General features: G+C 72.9%; 16 protein-coding genes. 9 read left to right on the forward strand and 7 right to left on the reverse strand.

What is annotated here, in order from left to right:
- Positions 1-89: 89 nt before the first annotated feature.
- Positions 90-1,289: a S8 family serine peptidase gene (locus tag ACWDYJ_RS04905; protein WP_451564042.1), complete on the reverse strand. Its 1,200-nt coding sequence runs from the start codon at positions 1,287-1,289 to the stop codon at positions 90-92.
- A gap of 187 nt (positions 1,290-1,476) precedes the next feature.
- Entirely contained in the window at positions 1,477-2,697 is a 1,221-nt protein-coding gene (locus ACWDYJ_RS04910; RefSeq protein ID WP_451564043.1) for an amidohydrolase family protein, read from the reverse strand.
- A 132-nt stretch (positions 2,698-2,829) separates the two neighbouring features.
- Here ACWDYJ_RS04910 and ACWDYJ_RS04915 point away from each other — a divergent pair, with 132 nt between their 5' ends.
- The 3 genes from ACWDYJ_RS04915 to ACWDYJ_RS04925 all read left to right on the forward strand — a co-directional run bounded on the left by ACWDYJ_RS04915 (position 2,830) and on the right by ACWDYJ_RS04925 (position 7,213).
- Positions 2,830-5,928 carry a BTAD domain-containing putative transcriptional regulator gene (locus ACWDYJ_RS04915; protein WP_451564044.1) on the forward strand — a complete coding sequence of 1,033 codons (3,099 nt, stop codon included), beginning with the start codon at positions 2,830-2,832 and terminating at the stop codon, positions 5,926-5,928.
- 181 nt (positions 5,929-6,109) lie between these two features.
- On the forward strand, positions 6,110-6,298 hold the full coding sequence (locus ACWDYJ_RS04920; RefSeq protein ID WP_451564045.1) for a hypothetical protein: 189 nt from the start codon (positions 6,110-6,112) through the stop codon (positions 6,296-6,298).
- Positions 6,299-6,472: 174 nt separating this feature from the next.
- On the forward strand, positions 6,473-7,213 hold the full coding sequence (locus ACWDYJ_RS04925; RefSeq protein WP_451564046.1) for a class I SAM-dependent DNA methyltransferase: 741 nt from the start codon (positions 6,473-6,475) through the stop codon (positions 7,211-7,213).
- Here ACWDYJ_RS04925 and ACWDYJ_RS04930 read toward each other — a convergent pair whose 3' ends face one another.
- Both ACWDYJ_RS04930 and ACWDYJ_RS04935 read right to left on the reverse strand, forming a co-directional pair.
- The gene (locus tag ACWDYJ_RS04930; RefSeq protein ID WP_451564047.1) at positions 7,214-9,148 is read right to left on the reverse strand and encodes an exo-alpha-sialidase; all 1,935 of its coding nucleotides are present in this window, start codon (positions 9,146-9,148) and stop codon (positions 7,214-7,216) included.
- 45 nt (positions 9,149-9,193) lie between these two features.
- A complete protein-coding gene (locus tag ACWDYJ_RS04935) occupies positions 9,194-10,906 on the reverse strand; it encodes a FadD3 family acyl-CoA ligase (protein WP_451564048.1) in 1,713 nt (570 codons plus the stop codon).
- A 115-nt stretch (positions 10,907-11,021) separates the two neighbouring features.
- Here ACWDYJ_RS04935 and ACWDYJ_RS04940 point away from each other — a divergent pair, with 115 nt between their 5' ends.
- The 3 genes from ACWDYJ_RS04940 to ACWDYJ_RS04950 are packed head-to-tail and all read left to right on the forward strand — an operon-like array spanning position 11,022 to position 13,404.
- Positions 11,022-12,173, forward strand: a complete 1,152-nt coding sequence (locus ACWDYJ_RS04940) for a lipid-transfer protein (RefSeq protein ID WP_451564049.1) — start codon at positions 11,022-11,024, stop codon at positions 12,171-12,173.
- Positions 12,174-12,184: 11 nt separating this feature from the next.
- Entirely contained in the window at positions 12,185-12,631 is a 447-nt protein-coding gene (locus ACWDYJ_RS04945; protein WP_451564050.1) for a Zn-ribbon domain-containing OB-fold protein, read from the forward strand.
- A complete protein-coding gene (locus ACWDYJ_RS04950) occupies positions 12,628-13,404 on the forward strand; it encodes an enoyl-CoA hydratase/isomerase family protein (RefSeq protein ID WP_451564051.1) in 777 nt (258 codons plus the stop codon). Before ACWDYJ_RS04945 ends, ACWDYJ_RS04950 begins: the two co-directional genes overlap by 4 nt.
- On the opposite strand, the gene ACWDYJ_RS04955 is transcribed toward ACWDYJ_RS04950, so the two are convergent.
- Complete coding sequence (locus tag ACWDYJ_RS04955; RefSeq protein ID WP_451564052.1) at positions 13,405-14,034, reverse strand: hypothetical protein; 630 nt, start codon at positions 14,032-14,034, stop codon at positions 13,405-13,407. It lies immediately after the preceding gene.
- 255 nt (positions 14,035-14,289) lie between these two features.
- Between ACWDYJ_RS04955 and ACWDYJ_RS04960 the strand changes: the two genes are divergently transcribed.
- Positions 14,290-14,820 carry a hypothetical protein gene (locus ACWDYJ_RS04960; RefSeq protein WP_451564053.1) on the forward strand — a complete coding sequence of 177 codons (531 nt, stop codon included), beginning with the start codon at positions 14,290-14,292 and terminating at the stop codon, positions 14,818-14,820.
- Positions 14,821-14,899: 79 nt separating this feature from the next.
- On the opposite strand, the gene ACWDYJ_RS04965 is transcribed toward ACWDYJ_RS04960, so the two are convergent.
- The gene (locus tag ACWDYJ_RS04965) at positions 14,900-15,397 is read right to left on the reverse strand and encodes a peptidylprolyl isomerase (RefSeq protein WP_451564054.1); all 498 of its coding nucleotides are present in this window, start codon (positions 15,395-15,397) and stop codon (positions 14,900-14,902) included.
- A 293-nt stretch (positions 15,398-15,690) separates the two neighbouring features.
- On the opposite strand from ACWDYJ_RS04965, the gene ACWDYJ_RS04970 reads away from it, so the two are divergent.
- Together ACWDYJ_RS04970 and ACWDYJ_RS04975 are read left to right on the forward strand one after the other, a co-directional pair.
- On the forward strand, positions 15,691-16,905 hold the full coding sequence (locus ACWDYJ_RS04970) for an RNA-guided endonuclease InsQ/TnpB family protein (RefSeq protein WP_451564204.1): 1,215 nt from the start codon (positions 15,691-15,693) through the stop codon (positions 16,903-16,905).
- Positions 16,906-17,001: 96 nt separating this feature from the next.
- Positions 17,002-17,244 carry a hypothetical protein gene (locus ACWDYJ_RS04975; RefSeq protein ID WP_451564055.1) on the forward strand — a complete coding sequence of 81 codons (243 nt, stop codon included), beginning with the start codon at positions 17,002-17,004 and terminating at the stop codon, positions 17,242-17,244.
- A gap of 162 nt (positions 17,245-17,406) precedes the next feature.
- Here the strand turns inward: ACWDYJ_RS04975 and ACWDYJ_RS04980 are convergent, their stop codons facing one another.
- Positions 17,407-19,857, reverse strand: coding sequence for an outer membrane protein assembly factor BamB family protein (locus tag ACWDYJ_RS04980; protein WP_451564056.1), 2,451 nt, complete (start codon positions 19,855-19,857; stop codon positions 17,407-17,409).
- Between the last annotated feature and the right edge of the window lie 65 nt (positions 19,858-19,922).

Consider the following 19,922-nt stretch of genomic DNA (forward strand, 5'->3'; position numbering starts at 1 on the left):
GGGGGGGTTGGGCGAGCTGGGCGTGCGGGTGGTGTGCGGGTGGGCTCCCCCGTCGGGGCCCACCCGGCCCGCCCCGGCCCCCGCCGGAACTACAGGCCGCCGGTGAAGAGCAGCTTGTTCGGGCTGGTGTTGCTGATGCTGTTCAGCAGGTCCTTGCTGGACTCGTCGTCGATGAACTCATTGATCTCGGCGGGGCCCGCGGTGGGGTGGGCGGCCTTGTAGAGCGCCGCGACGCCCGCGACGTGCGGGGAGGCCATGGACGTGCCGTCCAGGGCGATGGAGCCGCCGCCCAGCTTGGCCGAGACGATGGCCTGGCCGGGGGCGTAGACCGAGACGCACGGCCCGTAGTTGGAGAAGGAGGTCTCCTCGTCCCACCTGTTGGTCGCCCCGACGGTGAGCACGCGCAGCGCGGAGGCCGGGGAGATGTTGCACGCGTCGACCGAGGAGTTGCCGGCCGCGACGACCGGGAGGATGCCCGCGTCGGAGACGGCCGTCGCGGCGTTGTTCACGGCGTCGGACCTGTCCCCGCCCAGGGAGGCGTTCATGACGGCGGGCTGCTTGGCGCTCTTGGCCACCCAGTCCATGCCGGCGATGATCCCCGACCACGTCCCCTTGCCGTCACAGCCCAGCACGCGGACGCTGACCAGCTTCGCCTTGCGGGCTACGCCGTACGTCGCGCCGGCGACCGTGCCCGCGACGTGCGTGCCGTGGCCGTTGCAGTCGAGCCCCGCCTTGCCGTCGCCCATGGCGTCGAAGCCGAAGGTGGCACGCCCACCGAACTCGGCGTGCTTGTAGTCGATGCCGGTGTCGAGGATGTACGCGGTCACCCCGGCGCCGTTGCCCTGGGTGGTGAAGCCGTTGTCCAGCGGCAGCGCCTTTTGGTCGATCCGGTCCAGGCCCCACGTCGAGGACGGCCCCCGGAGCCCGGACCGCGAGGCCGGGGTCGGCAGGGCGGAGACCGTCGCGTCCTCCTCCACCACCTTCACCCCGAGGCTGACCCGGACGATGTCGAGCTGGAGCGGGGTGAGCGGAACCGCGAAGCCGTTCAGGGCGGACCGGTAGACGAACGAGGGCTTCAGCTTGAGCTTCGCGGCGAGCTCGGCCGCGTCCACGCCCTTGTCCAGCGTCACGATGTACCGGCCTGGTACCGCGTCCGTCGACTGGATCAGCGGCACGGGCGTCGGTACGGGCCCCTCCGGGGCCGGCTGCGCGGAGGCGGCCAGCGGGGCGGCGAGAGCGAGGGCGGCGGTGACGGCGGTCGCGAGAGCGAGCTTCGTGCGAATGTTCATGGCGGTGAGGGCACCATGCGGAAACGATCACCGTCCAGGACCCCGCCCGGCGGTTCGCCCGCTTCCGGAAGCACACCGGAATGCGCTGCTCCGATGGGGTGGGTTCCGGCCCGCCGGAGTTTGACGGCTGCCCCTCACACACCTGCGCGCCCCGCCACAGCCCCCTGCACCCCCACCCCCGGCTCCCCTACGCTCCCGCCCACAGCCCCTCGGGCGTCAGCCCCAGCAGCTCGATGGCGTTGCCGCGCACGATGCGCTCCACCACGTCCCCGGCCAGGTGCCCCATCTGGGACTCGCCCACCTCGCGCGACTTCGGCCAGGTGGAGTCCGAGTGCGGGTAGTCCGTCTCGTACAGGACGTTGCCCACCCCGATCGCGTCCAGGTTCTTCAGGCCGAACGCGTCGTCGAAGAAGCAGCCGTAGACGTGCTCGGCGAACAGTTCGGACGGCGGGCGCAGCACCTTGTCCGCGACCCCGCCCCAGCCGCGGTTCTCCTCCCAGACCACGTTCGCGCGCTCCAGGATGTACGGGATCCACCCGATCTGACCCTCGGCGTACATGATCTTCAGGTTCGGGAAGCGTTCGAACTTGCCGCTCATGAGCCAGTCGACCATCGAGAAGCAGCAGTTGGCGAAGGTGATGGTGGAGCCGACGGCCGGCGGGGCGTCGGCCGAGGTGGACGGCATGCGGGAGGACGAGCCGATGTGCATGGCGATGACCGTCCCGGTCTCGTCGCACGCCTCCAGGAAGGGGTCCCACGCGTCGGTGTGGACGGAGGGCAGCCCCAGGTGCGGGGGTATCTCGGAGAAGGCGACCGCGCGCACGCCCCGCGCCGCGTTGCGGCGTACCTCCGCGGCGGCCAGCCGGGCGTCCCACAGGGGGATGAGGGTCAGGGGGATCAGACGGCCGCGCGCGTCGGGGCCGCACCACTCCTCCACCATCCAGTCGTTGTACGCCCGTACGCCGAGCAGTCCGAGCTCGCGGTCCTGGGCCTCGGTGAAGGTCTGACCGCAAAAGCGCGGAAAGGTGGGGAAGCAGAGCGCCGACTGGACGTGGTTGACGTCCATGTCCGCGAGCCGGTCGGGAACCGAGAAGGAGCCCGGGCGCATCTGCTCGTAGGTGATGACTTCCAGCTTGATCTCGTCACGGTCGTACCCCACCGCGGTGTCGAGGCGGGTGAGCGGCCGGTGCAGATCCTCGTACACCCACCAGTCGCCGATCGGGCCGTCGTCGCCCTCGGCTCCCATGACGGGGGCGAACTTGCCGCCGAGGAAGGTCATTTCCTTCAGGGGGGCGCGGACGATCCGGGGGCCGATGTCGCGGTACTTGGACGGGAGGCGGTCCCGCCAGACGTGAGGGGGCTCCACCGTGTGGTCGTCCACCGAGATGATCTTCGGGAAAGTCTCCATGTTCGACACCGTAGCGCTGATCTGACGAACCGTCAGCTACTTCGGTACGGATGGCTCCGCTACGGGCTGACGTGTACGTGCAAGACAGGGCAGACTGACCCTTAAACCGACGGAAGGCAGGGGGGACGACAGATGGACGGCATACCGGCCATCCCGCACCAGCGGAACCACCCCGAGGCAGCCCCGAAGACCTCCACCGGACCGAAAACCCCCGCGCCCAAACCGACGACCGCCACCGCCGCCACGACCGCCACCGCCGCCGCGCCCAACCACGGAACGGCCATCTCGACCCCCACCCCCACCCCCACCGGCAACCGCTTCGCCGTCCTCGGCCCCATCCGCGCCTGGCGCGGCAGCGAGGCCCTGCCCTCCGGCAGCCCCCAGCAGCGCGCCCTGCTCGCCGTGCTCCTGCTCCGCGACGGCCGCACCGCCACCGCGCCCGAGCTCATCGACGCCATCTGGGGCGACGACCCCCCGCAGCAGGCCCTCGCCACCATCCGCACGTACGCCTCCCGGCTGCGCAAGGTGCTCGACCCCGGCCTGCTCGTCACCGACGCCGGCGGCTACGCGATCCGGCTGCGCCACCCCGAGGTGCTCGACCTCGGGGTGGCCCGCAGCCTCGCCGCCGACGCCGACCGGGCCCGCAGCGGCGGCGACCGCACCCTCGCCCGTACGCTCCTCGCCCGCGCGCTGGACCTGTGGGACGGCGAACCGCTCGCCGGCGTTCCCGGCCCGCACGCCGACACCGAGCGCACCCGGCTCTCCGAGTGGCGCCTCCAGCTGCTGGAGACCCGCCTCGACCTCGACCTCGAGGTCGGCCACCACGCCGAAGCCGTCTCCGAGCTCACCGCGCTCACCGCCGCCCACCCGCTGCGCGAGCGGCTGCGCGAACTGCTGATGCTCGCCCTCTACCGCAGTGGCCGCCAGGCCGAGGCCCTCGCCGTCTACGCCGACACCCGCCGCCTCCTCGCCGACGAGCTCGGCGTCGACCCGCGCCCCGAACTCGCCGCCCTCCAGCAGCGGATCCTGTGCGCGGACGCCGAACTCGCCCGCGCCGAGGACCCCGTACCGGCCGCCGCCCCCGCTCCGGTCAGGCCGGCGCAACTGCCCGCCACGGTCCCCGACTTCACCGGCCGCGCCTACTTCGTCAGCGAACTCGGCGCGGTCCTCGCCGGCGCGGGGGGCCAGGTCATGGCCGTCTCCGCGCTGGCCGGCATAGGCGGCGTCGGCAAAACCACCCTCGCCGTCCACGTCGCGCACGCCGCCCGTCCGCACTTCCCCGACGGGCAGCTCTACGTCGACCTCCAGGGCACCGAGCCCCGCCCCGCCGAGCCGGTGGCCGTCCTCGGCTCCTTCCTGCGCGCCCTCGGCACCCCCGACAGCGCGATCCCGGACTCCCCCGCCGAGCGGGCCGCGCTCTACCGCTCCATCCTCGACGGCCGCCGCGTCCTGGTCCTGCTCGACAACGCCCGCGACGCAGCCCAGGTCCGTCCCCTGCTGCCGGGCACCGCGGGCTGCGCCGCCCTCGTCACCAGCCGGGTCCGGATGTCGGGCCTCGCCGGGGCCCATCTCGTCGACCTCGACGTGATGAGCCCCGAGGAGGCCCTGCAGCTGTTCACACGGATCGTGGGGGCCGAGCGGGTCGGCGCCGAACGCCAGGCCGCCCTCGACGTCGTCGGCGCCTGCGGATTCCTGCCGCTCGCCATCCGCATCGCCGCCTCCCGGCTCGCCGCCCGCCGCACCTGGACCGTCTCCGTCCTCGCCGCGAAGCTCGCCGACGAACGCCGCCGCCTCGACGAACTCCAGGCCGGCGACCTCGCCGTCAAGGCCACCTTCGAGCTGGGCTACGGCCAGCTGGAGCCCGCCCAGCAGCGCGCCTTCCGCCTCCTCGGACTCGCCGACGGCCCCGACATCTCCCTCTCCGCGGCAGCCGCCGTCCTCGACCTGCCCGAGCACGACACCGAGGACCTCCTCGAAGCTCTGGTCGACTGCTCCCTCCTCGAATCCGCCGCCGCCGGCCGCTACCGCTTCCACGACCTCGTACGCCTCTACGCACGTGCGTGCGCCGAGCGCGACGAGCAGCCGCAGAGCAACCGCGACGCCGCCCTGGACCGGCTCCTGGACTTCTACCTGGCCACCGCCTCCGGCGTGTACGCGCTGGAACGCCCCGGCGACCGCCTCCCCGCCCACCTCTCCGCCACCCGCCACCCCGGACTCGTCTTCGCCGAGCCGCGCGCCGCGCTGGACTGGCTGTTCGTCGAGGCCGACCCGCTGCTGGCCTGCGTACGGCAGGCCGCCGGACGGACCACCACCGGGAGCACGGTCGAAGGTGGGGCCGACGTCCTGCGCCGGGCCGTCGACCTGCTGTGGGCCGCCAAGGACCTCTCCGAGTCCGGGGCCAACTCCAAGCAGTACGAGTCGGCCGCCCTGACCCTGTGCGAGGCCGCGCGTGCCGCGAAGGACCCCCGGGCGGAGGGCCGCGCCCGCACCACCCTCACCATGGTCCACCTCTTCGCGGGCCGCTTCGCCCAGGCCGACGACCAGGCCCGCCAGGCCATGGAGCTGGCCCACGAGGCCTGCGACCCGCTGCCGAGCTGCTGGGCGCCCAACGACCGCGGGATCATCGCCCTCTACCAGGGGCGCCACACCGACGGCGAGCGCTACCTGCTGGAAGCCATCGAGAACTTCCGGGCCGACGGCAACCGCATCGGCGAGGCCAGCGCCCTGTGCAACCTCTCCCGGATCCACGTCGAACTGGGCCGCCTCGGCAGCGCCATCGACCTCGCCCACCAGGGCATCGCCGTCTACGACCGGATGGGCCTGACCCTGCGCCTGGCCAACGGCCGCTACGCACTCGGCATCGCGCTCACCCAGGCGGGCCGCCTCGCCGAGGCCCTGACCCAGCTCGCCGAGGCACTGTCGCTGTTCCACGACAACCGCCAGCCCCTGTGGGAGGGCGTCACGCACTTCCGCCTCGCCGAAGCCCACCTGGCGGCCCGGCGGCCCACCCTGGCCGCCAAGCACGCCGAGCAGGCCATCGCGCTGCGCGGGATCGGCGGGGAGTGGCGCCGGGCCACGGTGCTGACCGTGCTGGGCAAGGCGCTGCTGCGGCTGGGGCAGAGCGACCGGGCGCGGGCGTGCTGGCTGGACGCGGAGACGGTGTTCGCCCAGCTCGGCTCCGCCGAACTCGCCGAGGTCCGGGCGCTGCTGGCGTCGGAGATCGCCGCCTGACCTGCGGCGTCGCGCGGCTCGGGTCCGATGAACGAGGCGTTCATCGTTCGTTTATCGCCCCGCGCCACGATAGGTGCATCGACCCGGCGCGTCGGGGGGCACCCGGGTCGACAGAGGACTACCCGTTCGGCGGTCCGCGGGGGAATCGCCGAACGGGCCCGACTTTCCATCAGGAGATCCGATGACGACGAACGAGAACGTTCTGCCGAACGACGGCGACATCAGACCGCTCGACAACCACGCCTCGGGCGTCGAGATCAAGCCTCTGGACCCGCCGACCGGGACTCCGGCCGAGCAGCCGCTGGGCCAGCAGGCCGCCGGCGAAGAGATCGTGACACTCGACAACCACGCGTCCAGCCCGCTTCCGTAGCGCGGCCGGGCCCGGCACGTCGTACGGGGGAACGTACGGGGGACGTGCGGGGAAGCACGGGGGCACGGGGGGCACGTACGGGGGAGCAACACGGGGGAACGGCGGCCGCGGTGGCCAGGAGGGGGACCACCGCGGCCGTCGCACACCCATGTCCGGGAGCCCTAGGCTTGGGTTGTGTTCACCTCACAGGGCCCGAGCCTGCGCGAACTGGCCGTCCAGGCGCTCTCCTCCGTCGAGCACGGCTACGACCTGCTCGCGCCCAAGTTCGACCTAACGCCCTTCCGCACCCCGGACCGGATGCTCGACGCCGTCGAGGAGACCCTCGCCCAGTACGAGGGCTCCTTCGGCTCCGGACTCGACGTCTGCTGCGGCACCGGCGCCGCCCTGCCGATGCTGCGACGGCTCTGCCGCGGCCGCGTCACCGGGATCGACCTCAGCGCGGGCATGCTGGCCGAGGCCGCGCGGACGCGCCCCGACGGAGTGGACCTCGTACGGGCCGACGCGCTGGCGCTGCGGACCGGCGAGGTGGCGGACGCGCTCGCGGACTCGTACGACCTGGCGGTGAGCTTCGGAGCCTTCGGCCACTTCCTCCCGGCCGAGCGGCCCGCCCTCTTCGCCGGCGTGCACCGCGCCCTGCGCCCCGGCGGCCTCTTCGCCTTCCCCATCGGCGCCCCGATCCCGGTGAGCTCCCCCGCGTGGTGGGCGGTGGCCGGCTTCGACGCGGTGATGCGGGTGCGCAACGCCGTGTGGCGGCCGCCCTTCGTCATGTACTACCGCACGTTCCCGCTGAGCGGGGTCCGCGCTGACCTGACGGCCGCCGGGTTCACCGTGGAGACGGCCCCGCTGGAACACTTCGGGCGGCGTACGGAGGGCAGCCCGCGCTGGCGGCTGGTGCTGGCCCGGCGGGCCGGCTGATCACTTGACGCTGTCGAAGGGGAGCCGGACCCGCTCCTGGTCGGTCACGTCGCTGCCGCTGCGCAGCCGCGCCCTGTCGTTGTCGGACAGCGCCCGCCCGTAGATCCGTACGTCGTCCAGCGCGCCCGCGTAGAAGGCCTTGTAGTCGGGCTGCGTGCCGAGGTGGATCGTGAAGGCTCCGGTGGGCTGGAAGTCGATCTGGTCGGGAGTGAGCTCGGTGACGGCGGGCCGGCCGCCGTCCACGGTCAGCTGGAGCCGGCTGCCCTGGCGCTGGAAGACCACGTGGTGCCAGGAGTCGTCGTCGACGGCGCTGCGCGACACCACGGAGACGGGGCCCCACCCGGCGTTGACGGTGCCTTCGAGGCGGCCCGTCGCCGGATCGGCCTCGACGCGGAACTGCCGGACGGCCGGACCCTGCCCGTAGCCCCACATCAGCGGCTGACGGGCGCCGCTCTCCCGGTCCTGGCCACGGGTCTTGTACTTGACCCAGGTGGCGACGGCGAAGTCCCCCTCGCCGATCCGCAGCGCGTCGGGGCAGTTGATCAGGCGGACGAAGTCGTCCTTGCCGTCGAAGCGCATCGTCTTGCCGCCGCCGGACCGGTTGCCGGACTTCGGAGCGCCGTGCACGACGGCCTGGTTGCGGTACGGGGTGGCGTCGGCGGTGCGGCGCGGGGTGAGGTCCTCGGTGGCGGCCGTCAGTTCGTGCGGGGTGAAGGCGGTGAACTTGATGTAACCGTGCGGGGTGCCGTTGGCGGTCTCGTAGAGCATCCCGATCCGGCCGCCCGGCAGCACCGACATGTCCGAGTACCCGGCCCGCTCGCGCAGCACCACCGCGCCACCGGCCGACCAGGTCCGGCCGTTGTCGCTCGAGCTGCGCACGGCCAGGGTCCAGCGGTCGGAGAACTCCGCGCCGGGGCGGCTCGGCGCGGACAGCAGCAGCGGGCCGCCGCCGGGCAGTTGCAGCAGCGAGCCGGAGGCGGGCGGAGCCGTGAGCCCGGTGACGGGGACGAAGCCGGGCTCCGGGAAGCCGGGCGCCGCCGGGTCGTCGATGACGGCGGCGACGCGGTGGTCGGCGGTGCCGCAGGTGACGGTGGAGCGGGCGTTGACGTAGATCCGGCCGTCGGGGAGCTGGGTCAGGGCGGGCTCATTGGGCGCGGGCGTGCCCTCGGGGGCGCCCCAGCGGGCGCCGGCCTTCCAGGTCAGGCCGCCGTCGTCGCTGTAGATGAGCTGGGCGCCGGACTCGTTGGTCTCGGTGCGGTAGTCGGCGGTGACGACCATCCGGCCCGGCCGGTCGGGGCGGGTCGGGGTCAGCTGGATGCCGTGGCCGGGGCCGACCGAGACCCAGGCCCAGTCCGCCCCCTTGAGGTGCGGCTGCGGGTTGGCCCGGGGGGTCCAGCTCGCGCCGTCGTCGGTGCTGTGGGCCAGGCGCAGCTCGCGGGGGCCGCGCACCCGGACGCCGTCGGCGCCCGGGGCCCAGGTGCTGTAGGCGTAGAGGAGGGAGATCCGGCCGGAGGCGGAGTCGACGACCGGTACGGGGTTCCCGTAGGCGCCGGTGTCGTGCGCGCCGCGGACGACCTCCATCGGGCTCCAGGTGCGGCCGTTGTCCGAGGACCGCTTCATGACGAGGTCGATGTCGCCGATGTCGTTGCAGCTCGCGGTGCGTGCCTCGGCGATGGCCAGCAGGTGGCCGTCCTTGGTGGTGGTGAGGGTGGGGATGCGGTAGCAGTCGTAGCCCTCGGTGAAGGCGCTGAAGGGCGCGGAGAGCGCGGCGGTCAGCCCGGCCGCCGGCTGCGCCGCCGCGTCGGCGTCGCCGTCGTCTCCGTCGCCGGTCCCCTTGGCGCTGCCGGACCCGCCGGGCAGCAGGACGACGGCCGCGAGGACCAGCGCCACGATGGCGGCGACCCCGACCCCGACCCGGGCCCGCACCCGGGACACCCGACGAATTCGAACAACTGCTTGCTGCAAGCTCACATGTGCAGGCTAACCCGGCTGATCGCAGTCACCTGCGCACGCCGGAGTGTCGGTGCGGCGCGCTCTGAGTTCCGTCTTCAGGACCTTGCCGCTCGCGTTGCGCGGGAGGCTCGGAACGAACTCCACCACCCGGGGGACCTTGTAGTTGGCCATCTCCCGGCGGGACCAGGCGATCAGGTCGTCGGCGGTGAGGGTGGAGCCGGGGCGCCGGACCGCGTACGCCTTGCCGACCTCGCCGAGCCGGGGGTCGGGGACGCCGACCACGGCGACGTCCGCGATGTCCGGGTGGAGGCCGAGGAGTTGCTCGATCTCGGCGGGGTAGGCGTTGAAGCCGCCGACGATGAACATGTCCTTGATCCGGTCGGTGATGCGGAGGTTGCCGTCCGCGTCGAGCACTCCGACGTCGCCGGTGCGCAGCCAGCCCTCCGGGGTGATCGTCCGGGCGGTTTCGGCCGGGTCCTCGAAGTAGCCGCACATGACGTGGTGGCCGCGGACCCAGACCTCGCCGGCGGTGCCGACCGGCTCCGGGCGGCCCTCCGGTCCGGTGATCCGCACCTCCGTGCCGGGGATGGCCCGTCCCGACGTGGCCGAGACGACCTCCGGCGGGTCGCCGCGGCGGCACATCGTGACGATGCCGCCGGCCTCGGAGAGCCCGTAGGCGGTCAGCACGGTGGCGATGCGCAGCTCGGTGCGCAGCCGCTCGACGAGCCGGAGCGGCACCACGGCCGCGCCGGTGACGACCAGGCGCAGGGCGGACAGGTCGTGGTGGGCGCGCTGCGGGTGGTCGAGGAGGGACTGGTGGAGGGTGGGCGGCCCCGGGAGTACGGAGATCCGCTCGGCCGCGATGTTGGCGAGGACGGTGTCCACGTTGAAGACGGGCTGCGGCACCATCGTGGCCCCGCGCATCAGGCAGGCGATGATCCCGGCCTTGTAGCCGAAGGTGTGGAAGAACGGGTTCACGATGAGGTAGCGGTCGCCCTCGCGCAGTCCGGCGAGCTCGCTCCACACGTCGTAGCAGCGCAGGGACTGGGCGTGGGTGATGACGGCGCCCTTGGGGCTGCCGGTGGTGCCGGAGGTGAAGATGATGTCGGACGGCGCGTCGGGCCGGACGGCGTCGGCGCGGGCGCGTACGGCGCCGGCCGGTACGGAGTCCCCGCCCGCCAGGAAGTCCTTCCAGGTGCGGAAGGCCTCGGGGGCGTCCTCGGCGAGGACCACGACCTGCTCCAGGTGCGGCAGTCCCGGCAGCGGCCGCCCGGCGCCGGGGCCGTCGGCGTGCCCGGCAGCGGCGCGGCGCAGGGAGGCGACGTAGGAGGTGCCGAGGAAGGTGCCGGTGATGAAGAGCAGCCTGGCCCGGCTGCGCTGGAGGACGTACGCCGCCTCCGCGCCCTTGAAGCGGGTGTTGAGGGGGACGAGGACGGCGCCCGCCGAGACGGCTCCTAGGGCGGAGACGATCCACTCCAGGGTGTTGGGGGCCCAGACGGCGACCCGGTCGCCCGGCTCGACCCCGGCGGCGACGCACGCGGCGGCGGCGCGCTCGACGCGTTCGCCGAGCTGGGCGTAGCTGACCCGGACCCGCCCGTCGACGACGGCCTCGCGCCCGGCGTACCGGTCGGCGGCGTCCCGCACGAGCCCGCCGATGCTGCCCCACCGCAGGTCCCCACGGGGGTCGCCGGTGACCTGTCCGGCGCCCCGCCTGTCGTCGTCCTGGCCGCCCTCGTCCATCGCGCGCCCCTCCCTGCGATCCGGATACCGGTACCGGTAGCTGACTAACCGTCAGATTAGCTGTAGCCTTCGCGGCTGTCAGTACTGGCGACGCACGCACCCCCCGGAGGTGGCGATGGCGGCAACGCTCAAGGACGCTACGGCAATCGTCGGCATCGGCCAGACCCCCTTCGCCAAACAACTCCCCCAATCAGAGCGGGAATTGGCCTGCCGCGCCATCCTCGCCGCACTCGCCGACGCCGGCATCGCGCCCTCCGAGGTCGACGCCTTCGCCTCGTACACGATGGAGGAGACGGACGAGGTCGAGGTCGCCAAGGCCATCGGCGCGGGCGATGTCACCTTCTTCTCCAAGGTCGGCTACGGCGGCGGCGGCTCCTGCGCCACCGTCGGCCACCTCGCCGCCGCCGTCGCCACCGGCCAGGCCTCCGTCGGCGTCGCCTGGCGTTCCCGCAAGCGCGGCTCCGGCCCGCGCCCCTGGAAGAACACCACCGTGCAGCTGCCCACCCCCGGCCAGTGGACCCGCCCCTTCGGCCTGCTGCGCCCCGCCGACGAGATCGGCATGCTGGCGCGCCGCTACATGCACGAGTACGGGGCCACCCGCGACCACCTCTTCAACGTCGCCATGGCCTGCCGCAACCGGGCCAACGAGAACCCGGCCGCCATGATGTACGAGCGCCCGCTGACCCGCGAGATGTACATGACCTCCCGCGTGATCAGCGACCCGCTCTGCCTCTTCGACAACTGCCTGGAGACGGACGGGGCCCTGGCCTGCGTCATCGTCTCCGCCGAGCGCGCCCGCGACTGCCGCCAGAAGCCCGTGTACGTCCACTCCGTCGCGCAGGGCCTGCCCGCGCAGCACCACGGGATGGTCAACTACTGGAACGACGACCCGCTGTCCGGCCCCGCCTGGACCGCCGCCCGCCACCTGTGGAAGCAGGCCGACTTCGGGCCGCAGGACGTGGACGTCGCCCAGATCTACGACGCCTTCACCCCGCTCATCCCGCTCTCCCTGGAGGGCTACGGCTTCTGCGGGCGCGGCGAGGGCGCCGCCTTCACCGAGGGCGGCGCCCTGGAGCGGGGCGGCCGGCTGCCGATCAACACCGGCGGCGGAGGCCTCTCGGAGGCCTACGTGCACGGCTTCAACCTGATCAACGAGGGCGTCAAGCAGCTGCGCGGCACCTCCACCGCCCAGATCCCGGACGCCGCGACCTGCCTGGTGACGGCGGGCGAGGGCGTCCCGACGTCCGCGATCCTGCTTCGAGCGTGAGGAGCCGCCCCATGACCCCGGCCCAGGAACCACTCCTCCTCCCCGTCCCCGACGAGGACGGCGCCCCCTTCTGGGAGTACGCCGCCCAGGGCGAACTCCGCGTCCAGGCCTGCACCGCCTGCGACCGGCTGCGCTTCCCGCCCCGCCCCTGCTGCCCGCACTGCCAGTCGTTCTCCTGCGACTGGCGCCTGATGAGCGGCCGCGGTCGCATCTGGTCGTACGTCCGGCCCCACCCGCCGCTGCTGCCCGCGTACGCCGCGCAAGCCCCGTACAACGTGATCCTCGTCGAGCTGGCGGACGCCCCGCACATCCGGCTGGCCGGGAACCTCGTGACCTCAGCCGACGCCCCGCTGAACTCCGTGGACCCGGCCCGGCTGCGCATCGGCGCCCGGGTGCGGGTGACGTTCACCGAGACCGGCGGGATGACCGTGCCGCGCTGGCTGCTGGAGCGGTCATGACCCTGCGGGTGGAGAAGGACAAGGACACCGGGGTCGCGGTGGTCACCCTGGACCGGGAGCACCGCCACAACGCGATCGACCTGACCACGGCCGCCGCACTGGCGTCCGCCTGGCGGGAATTCCGCTACGACGAGCACGTCCGGGCGGTGGTGCTGACGGGCGCGGGCACGGCCGCCTTCTGCACCGGCATCGACCGGAGCACGGAAGTCCCCCAGCCCGCGTCCCCGTACTCGGTCGACGACCCGCTGGTCGCGATCGGCCCGAAGGCCAACGACCTGTGGAAGCCGGTGATCGCCGCCGTGAACGGCATGGCGTGCGGCGGCGCCTTCTACCTGCTGGGCGAGTCGGAGTTCATCGTCTCCTCCACCACCGCCACGTACTTCGACCCGCACACCACGTACGGGATGGTCAGCGCCTACGAGGCCGTGTACATGGCACAGCGGATGCCCTTCGGCGAGGTCGCCCGGATGTCCCTGATGGGCACGGCGGAACGGCTCTCCGCGCAGCGGGCCCACGAGACCGGCCTCGTCTCCGAACTGGCCGAACCCGGGGAACTGCTCGCGGCGGCCCTGCGCTCGGCGCACACGCTGGCCGGCTACCCGACGGACGCCGTACAGGGCACCGTACGGGCCCTGTGGTCCGCGAAGCGCGCCGCGCTCCAGCAGGCCCTGGACCAGGCCCCGGCGCTGATCGCGCTCGGCAACCTGCCACCGGAACGGCAGGCGGACCTCTTCGGCTCCCGGCGGGCGGGAACGCGGTTCCGGCTGCGCTGATCAGCTGCGGGGGCGGGTCTTGGTGGGCGCGGGCGTGGCCTTGGGCTTCGAGGTGGAGGTGGGGCCGGAGCCGGTCTGGGTGGGGCTCGGGCTGGAGGTCGAGGTCGCGGAGCCCACGACGGAGACCCTGCTGATCCGGCAGTTCTTCACGTCGCCGGCGCGCTGCGGGGCTTTCATGTCGATGACCAGGCTGCGGGTCGCGTTCGCCTCCAGGGTCACCTGCCCGGTGGCCGACTCGACGAGGCCGCCGTCGGCGCGCTCGCGGTACAGCACCACCTCGAAGGTCGCCTTCCGGGCGAGGCGGGAGGTGACGTCGATGGTGGTGGACGGCTTGGAGGCGCCGACACAGGAGGTCACGACGGCGGTGGCGGGGTCGCTGGTCGGCGTGGGCGAGGCGGTCGCCCCACCGTTGCCGCTGCTGCCGTTGTAGCTGTTCTTGCTCTTGCTGTTGCTCTTGCTGCTCTTCGAGCTGGAGCACCCGCCCCCACTGCTGCTCTTGCTCTTGCTCTTCCCACTGCCACCGCTGCTGCCCCCGCCGCTCCCGCCGCTCGACGAGAACCCGGTGAGCGCCATCACCACCGCCACGAGCACCACGGCAAGTCTGATGCGGCCTCCACGTCCAGTGCCCATGACCTTCCACCCTCCCCTGTGACAAACGGCGCGTCACGCTACCAGGCACGCCGCGTCCGCCCCTCGACGCGCTCCGCCCGGCGTGCGAGGACCCGAGGCCCGGCGTAGCGACCGCCCCTCCATGCACCCCTCGCACGCCACGGCCCCGGCGGGCCTCCCCGGCTTCGGACTGCTGCGCCGGACTCCGCCCGGCGTGCGAGGGCCGGGCTCCCGGCGTAGCGTCGGGATCATGATCCCGACGTCGGAGGGACAGGCATGATCCGCAACGTATTCGGCTCGCTGCTGGGCCTGATCGGGGCGGCAGCCGCCGTCTGGAGCCCCTTCCGTGCCTGGTACGAGGGCCGGCACGGCCGCGACTACCGCATCGAGGACCTCTTCACCGGCACCGGGATCACCGACCAGAAGGCCGCCCTGATGGGGTCGATCCTGCTGCCGTTCCTCGTCGCGGCCCTGCTCACCCTGGTCGCGATCGTGCTCCGTTCCCGCCTGCTGATGGCACTGGCGGGGGTCGTGGTCCTCGGCTTCGCCGTCCTCTGGATGATCCGCCAGGGCCAGGCCGCGGGAGGCCTCTCGGTCGGCGGCGACGGCCAGGGCATCGGTGACGGCGTGGCCAACGCCTTCGGCGCCGGCGCGCTCCTCCTCCTCGCCGCGGCAGTGATGCGCGGCCGCCCCACCCGCCGCCCCGGCCGCCACGCGGCCACCGAACCCCCGCCCGGCCCAGAACCGGCCCCACCCACCTACCCGAACGACTCCCGGCCGCCGCCCCCGCCCAAGAACCACACGTAACGGGCCAGCGTAGGCGGCGAAACGGCGGCGGCCCCGGCCCCCGGGAAGGGGGCGGGGCCGACCGGCACGGTGATGGGGGTCAGGCAGCGTCGACGACACCCGAGGCCGCGATCTCGATCTTGGCGCTGGTGGCGCCGGACCGGGAGCCCAGCTTCTCGATCTTCTGGACCAGGTCCGAGCCCTCGACGACCTCGCCGAACACGACGTGCTTGCCGTCGAGCCACGGGGTCGGGACGGTGGTGATGAAGAACTGCGAGCCGTTGGTGTTGCGGCCGGCGTTCGCCATCGACAGCAGGAACGGGCGGTCGTGCTGCAGCTGGAAGTTCTCGTCGGCGAACTTCTCGCCGTAGATGCTCTTGCCGCCGGTGCCGTTCTGGTTGGTGAAGTCACCACCCTGCAGCATGAATTCCGGGATGACGCGGTGGAACGGCGAACCCGCGTAGCCGTAGCCGTGCTCGCCGGTGGCGAGCTCGCGGAAGTTCTTCGCGGTCTTCGGGACGACGTCGTCGAAGAGGTTGAAGACGATGCGGCCGGCGGCCTCGCCGTTGATGTTGATGTCGAAGTAAACGTTGCTCATGGGGTCCATCCTGTCACTCCGCGCCAGATCCGCCCCGCAGCGGGGCCCTGAAGCGCCTCGGTCGCTCGATCGGGTGAGTTGATCGCATATGTCAGCGGCACGTGCCGACACAGTCTTGGATTCGGGCGTGGTCACCTGATTTCTCCCAGGAGGCCTCGGCCTTCAGGCCGGGAAGGAATGGGTCCTTGGGGCGGAGACACGGAGCGTCGGAGCTCGGTTCGTATCTGGTCTGACCTGCCCTTTGGGCTGTTGTCAGTGGTCGGGAATAGGTTGTTGGGGTGGCAACGACACCAATGGCGGGGGATGCCGGGTACGCCCGGTGGACGTTCCGTGTCCGTGTGTCGTCTACCGCTCTCGCCGCCCTGATGGCGGAGTGGGACCGGTGCCGCTGGGTGTGGAACGAGTGCTGCGCGAAGTCAAAACAGACCCATGTCTGGAACAAGGACCGGCCCGAAGGCGAGGACAAGCGCACGTGTGGTCCGGCGCAGCTCGACAAGATGTTGACCGAAGCCCGCACCGGGAACACTTGGCTTCGCGAAGGGTCCTCGGTTCCGCAGCAGCAGTTGATCCGGGATTTCGGGAAGTCCCGCGCCAAGGCGCAGAAGGACATCAAGGACCGGTTGCCGATGCGGCAGCGGGCCGGGATGCCGAAGTGGAAGAAGAAGCGGGAAGCGCTGCCGTCGCTCAACTACACGAAGCGCGGCTTTCGGTTGAAGGACGGCCGCCTGTACCTGGCGGGCGGTATCGCCCTGACGGTGGTGTGGTCGCGGGACCTCCCGGCCGACCCGTCCAGCGTGCGTGTCTATCAGGACAGTCTCGGGCACTGGTACTGCTCGTTCGTCATCCCCGCCGAGGTCGAGCCGCTTTCGGAAACCGGCGCGGTGATCGGCGTGGACTGGGGCGTGAGGGAGACTGCGACCACCACCAGCGACGCCCACGACCTCCCGCACCCCGAGCACAGCAAGAAGGCCGCTGCCGGCCTCGCGCGTTACCAGCGGATGATGGCCCGGCGCAAGCCACCGAAGGGCAAGGCAGGGTCGAACGGCTACCGGCACGCGAAACGGCAGACCGCGAAGCTGCACAAGAAGGTCGCCCGGCAACGCCAGGACACTGGCCGCAAGTGGGCCAAGTCCGTAGTCCGCGATCACGACGCCGTGGCGGTCGAGGACTTCCGCCCGAAGTTCCTCTCCAAGACGACCATGGCCCGCAAGGCCGCCGACGCGGCCATCAGCGCCACCAAGACGGCCCTGATCGAGATGGGCCGCAAGCACGGACGGACCGTGCACCTGGTACACCCCGCGCACACCACCATGGACTGTGCGCAGTGCGGAGCGAGAACCAAGCACGCACTACCTCTCTCAGAACGAACCTACGCCTGCATCGCGTGCGGAGCCGTATCCCCCAGGGATAAGAACTCCGCCCGCGTGATGCTGGTCCGGGCTGGTCTCAACCCGGCTAGTGCTGATCGCGTAAGACCAGACGGGGCGCTGCCCCATCTGGCAGCGTGAGCTAGAAATCCCCGATTAGCCCTGAATGGTGAGGAATCCCCTCCCTTCTGGGAGGGGAGGATTCAAGGAGATCCGCCCCCTGGAACGGAACGGCGGGTGGACAGCGTCCTTCGGATCGTGCCGGACAGCGGCGCCGGCGGCTTCCTGCTCGCCATCGAGGCGCAGGGCCGCCGGGATCCGGACAAGGCGGTCAGCTGGTCGTACTACCTGTCGTACCTGAAGGCGAAGTACGCGTGTCCGGCCCTCCTGCTCGTCGTCTGCCAGGACGAAGTCACCGCCGACTGGGCAGCCGGCCCGTTCCGGCTCGGCCCCGGGCTGGACGGCGTTGTCGCTCCATGACCGCTGACCCTCGCGCCCCCGTGGCCCCCGCCTGCGATTGAGGTGGGGGCTGCCCGGCGGCCAGGGCGAATCCCCGCCCCGGGCCACATCCGACGGACGGAGTCCGGCGCAGCGGCGCGAAGCCGGGGAGGCCGCTCGCGGCCGAGCCGTGCGAGCGGCGCGTCAGGAAGGGGTACGGGTGCCCGTGCCCTTGGCCGCGTCCAGGGCGTAGACGCAGCGGTCCTTGCTGCACGCGTAGACCACGCCCGCCTCCGCCACCGGGGCGCCGGTGATCTCGCCGCCCGTGGCCAGTTTCCAGCGGAGCTGGCCGCCTGCCGCGTCCAGGGTGTAGAGGCAGTGGTCGGCGGAGCCGAAGTGGACGCGGCCGTCCGCGACCGCCGGGGAGCCGGTGATCTCGCCGCCCGCCGCGAACCGCCACTTCGGGGTGCCGGTGACCGCGTCGAGCGTGTAGAGCGCGCTGCCCGCGCCGAGGTGGACGTTGCCGTTGGCCACCAGCACCGGGTCTCCCGAGGGCCGCGGTTCGGTGGCGATGCGCCAGCGGTCCTTGCCGGTGGCCGCGTCCAGGGCGTAGACGGTGCCGAGGTAGTCGGCCAGGTAGACGCCGCCGCCCGTGACGGCCGCGCCCGGTGCGAAGGCCGGGGGTGCCAGGAACACGGCCGGGGCCTCGAAGTGCCAGCGGACCCGGCCCGAGGCCCGGTCGACGGACAGGACCCGGGTGCCGGCCGACACGTAGACGTTGCCGTCCGGGGCCGGGGTGACGCGTACGGGAACGTTGCCGCAGGAAGCCGCGTCGCCGACCGGGTAGGACCAGGCTTCCTGGCCGGAGCGGGCGTCGAGCGCGCGCAGCCGGGCGTCCTGCCAGACGTAGACGGTGCCCTCGTGCAGGACGGGGGCCGCCTCCGGGGTCTCGAAGTCGCACTGGGCGCCGGTCAGTTCCCACAGCTTCTGGCCGGTGGCCGCTTCCCAGCCCTGTACGCCGCCCCCGCGCGTGGCGGTGACGACGGTGCCCCGGTCGGCGCGCACCGCGTACACCCAGGCGTCGGTGGACAGCCGCCACCGCTCGGAGCCGTCGGAGGCGTCGAGCGCGTAGAGGGAGGGCCCGTCGGAGGCGTGGATGCGGCCGTCGGAGACCGCCATGGACCAGGCGACGTCCCGCGTCTTGAACTGGCGGCGGCCGCTGCCGACGTCCAGGGCGTGCACCTCGAAGGAGGTGACGTAGAGCAGGTCGCCGGCGACGGTCGGGGTGCCCCAGACCTCGTTGGACATGCGGAAGCGCCATGGCCGCCAGCGACCGCTGTCGGGAGACGGGCCGGGGCCGGGGACGACGGCCGAGGGCGAGGGCGAGGGCGAGGATGCGGGCGGGACCAGGGCCGCGGCGGCGCCCGTCGGCGGCCGGACCCAGCCCGTCGCCGAATCGCAGGCCACGGACGCGGCCGGCGCCGAGGCCGTCGCGCGCGGGCCCGGCCCGATCGGCACCGGGGAGCCGCCGAGCCGGACGGGGGCGCCGGGCAGCGAGGGCACCGGGGGGCGGGCGGGGCGCGGCGGGGCCGCCTGGCCGGTCCGCGGGTCCGCCCAGGGGTCGGCGGCGCCACGCTGGTGGCGGTGCGTGGCCGCCGCGGACGGCGGCCCCGACCGGTGGCCGGGGCCCGGTACGGGGGCCGGGGCCGGCGCCCGTGCCGGAGCCGGAGCCGGAGCCGGGACCACGGGGGCGGCCGTACGGTGCCCCGCTCGCCGGGCCTCGATCATCGCGACGGCCCGCTCCGGCAGCCACGCCGAGGCGGTCCCGCTGTCGTCACCGCCGTCGAAGAGGTGGGGGGCGAGCTGCGCCTGGAGGTCGGCCGGGGTCGGGCGCCGGGTGGCGTCCATCTGCATGCAGGAGTCGATCAGCGGCCGCAGCTCGTCCGGGAGCCCCTCCAGGTTGGGACCCTCCCGCAGCAGCATGAACACCGTCTCGACCGGGTTCGCGCCGTGGTACGGCGGGTGCCCGGTCGCGGCGAAGACGAGGGTCGAGCCGAGGGAGAAGACGTCGCTGGCGCCCTTGACGCTGCGCGAGTCCTTCGCCTGCTCGGGCGACATGTAGGCGGGGGTGCCGACGGCGACGTTCGTCATGGTCAGGCGGGTGTTGGAGACGCCGCTCGCGATGCCGAAGTCGATGACGCGCGGGCCGTCCTCGACGACGAGCACGTTGGACGGCTTCAGGTCGCGGTGGACCAGGCCCGCGCCGTGGATGGACTGGAGCGCCTCGGCGATTCCGGCCGCGAGCCACCGTACGGCCTGGGCGGGCATGGGCCCGCACTCGTTGACGATCTCCTCCAGGGAGGGCGCCGGGACGTACGCGGTGGCCAGCCACGGCACGGCTGCGCGCGGGTCGGCGTCGACGACGGCCGCGGTGTAGAAGCCGGACACGGCGCGCGCCGCCTCCACCTCGCGGGTGAAGCGCACCCGGAAGAGCTGGTCCTCGGCGAGTTCCGTCCGCACCGTCTTGATCGCGACCCTGCGTCCGGACGCCGACCGCGCGAGATAGACCAGCCCCATGCCGCCGGCGCCGAGCCGGGCCAGCACCTCGAAGGGGCCGATCCGTCTCGGGTCGTGCTGCGTCAGCTGCTCCACCACTCGCCTCCACACCTCCCCGTACGGGCCCCTGCCGGACCCGCTTCCACCGATGCGCGGACCACCGG

This window comes from Streptomyces sp. NPDC003042 (genome assembly GCF_053591315.1).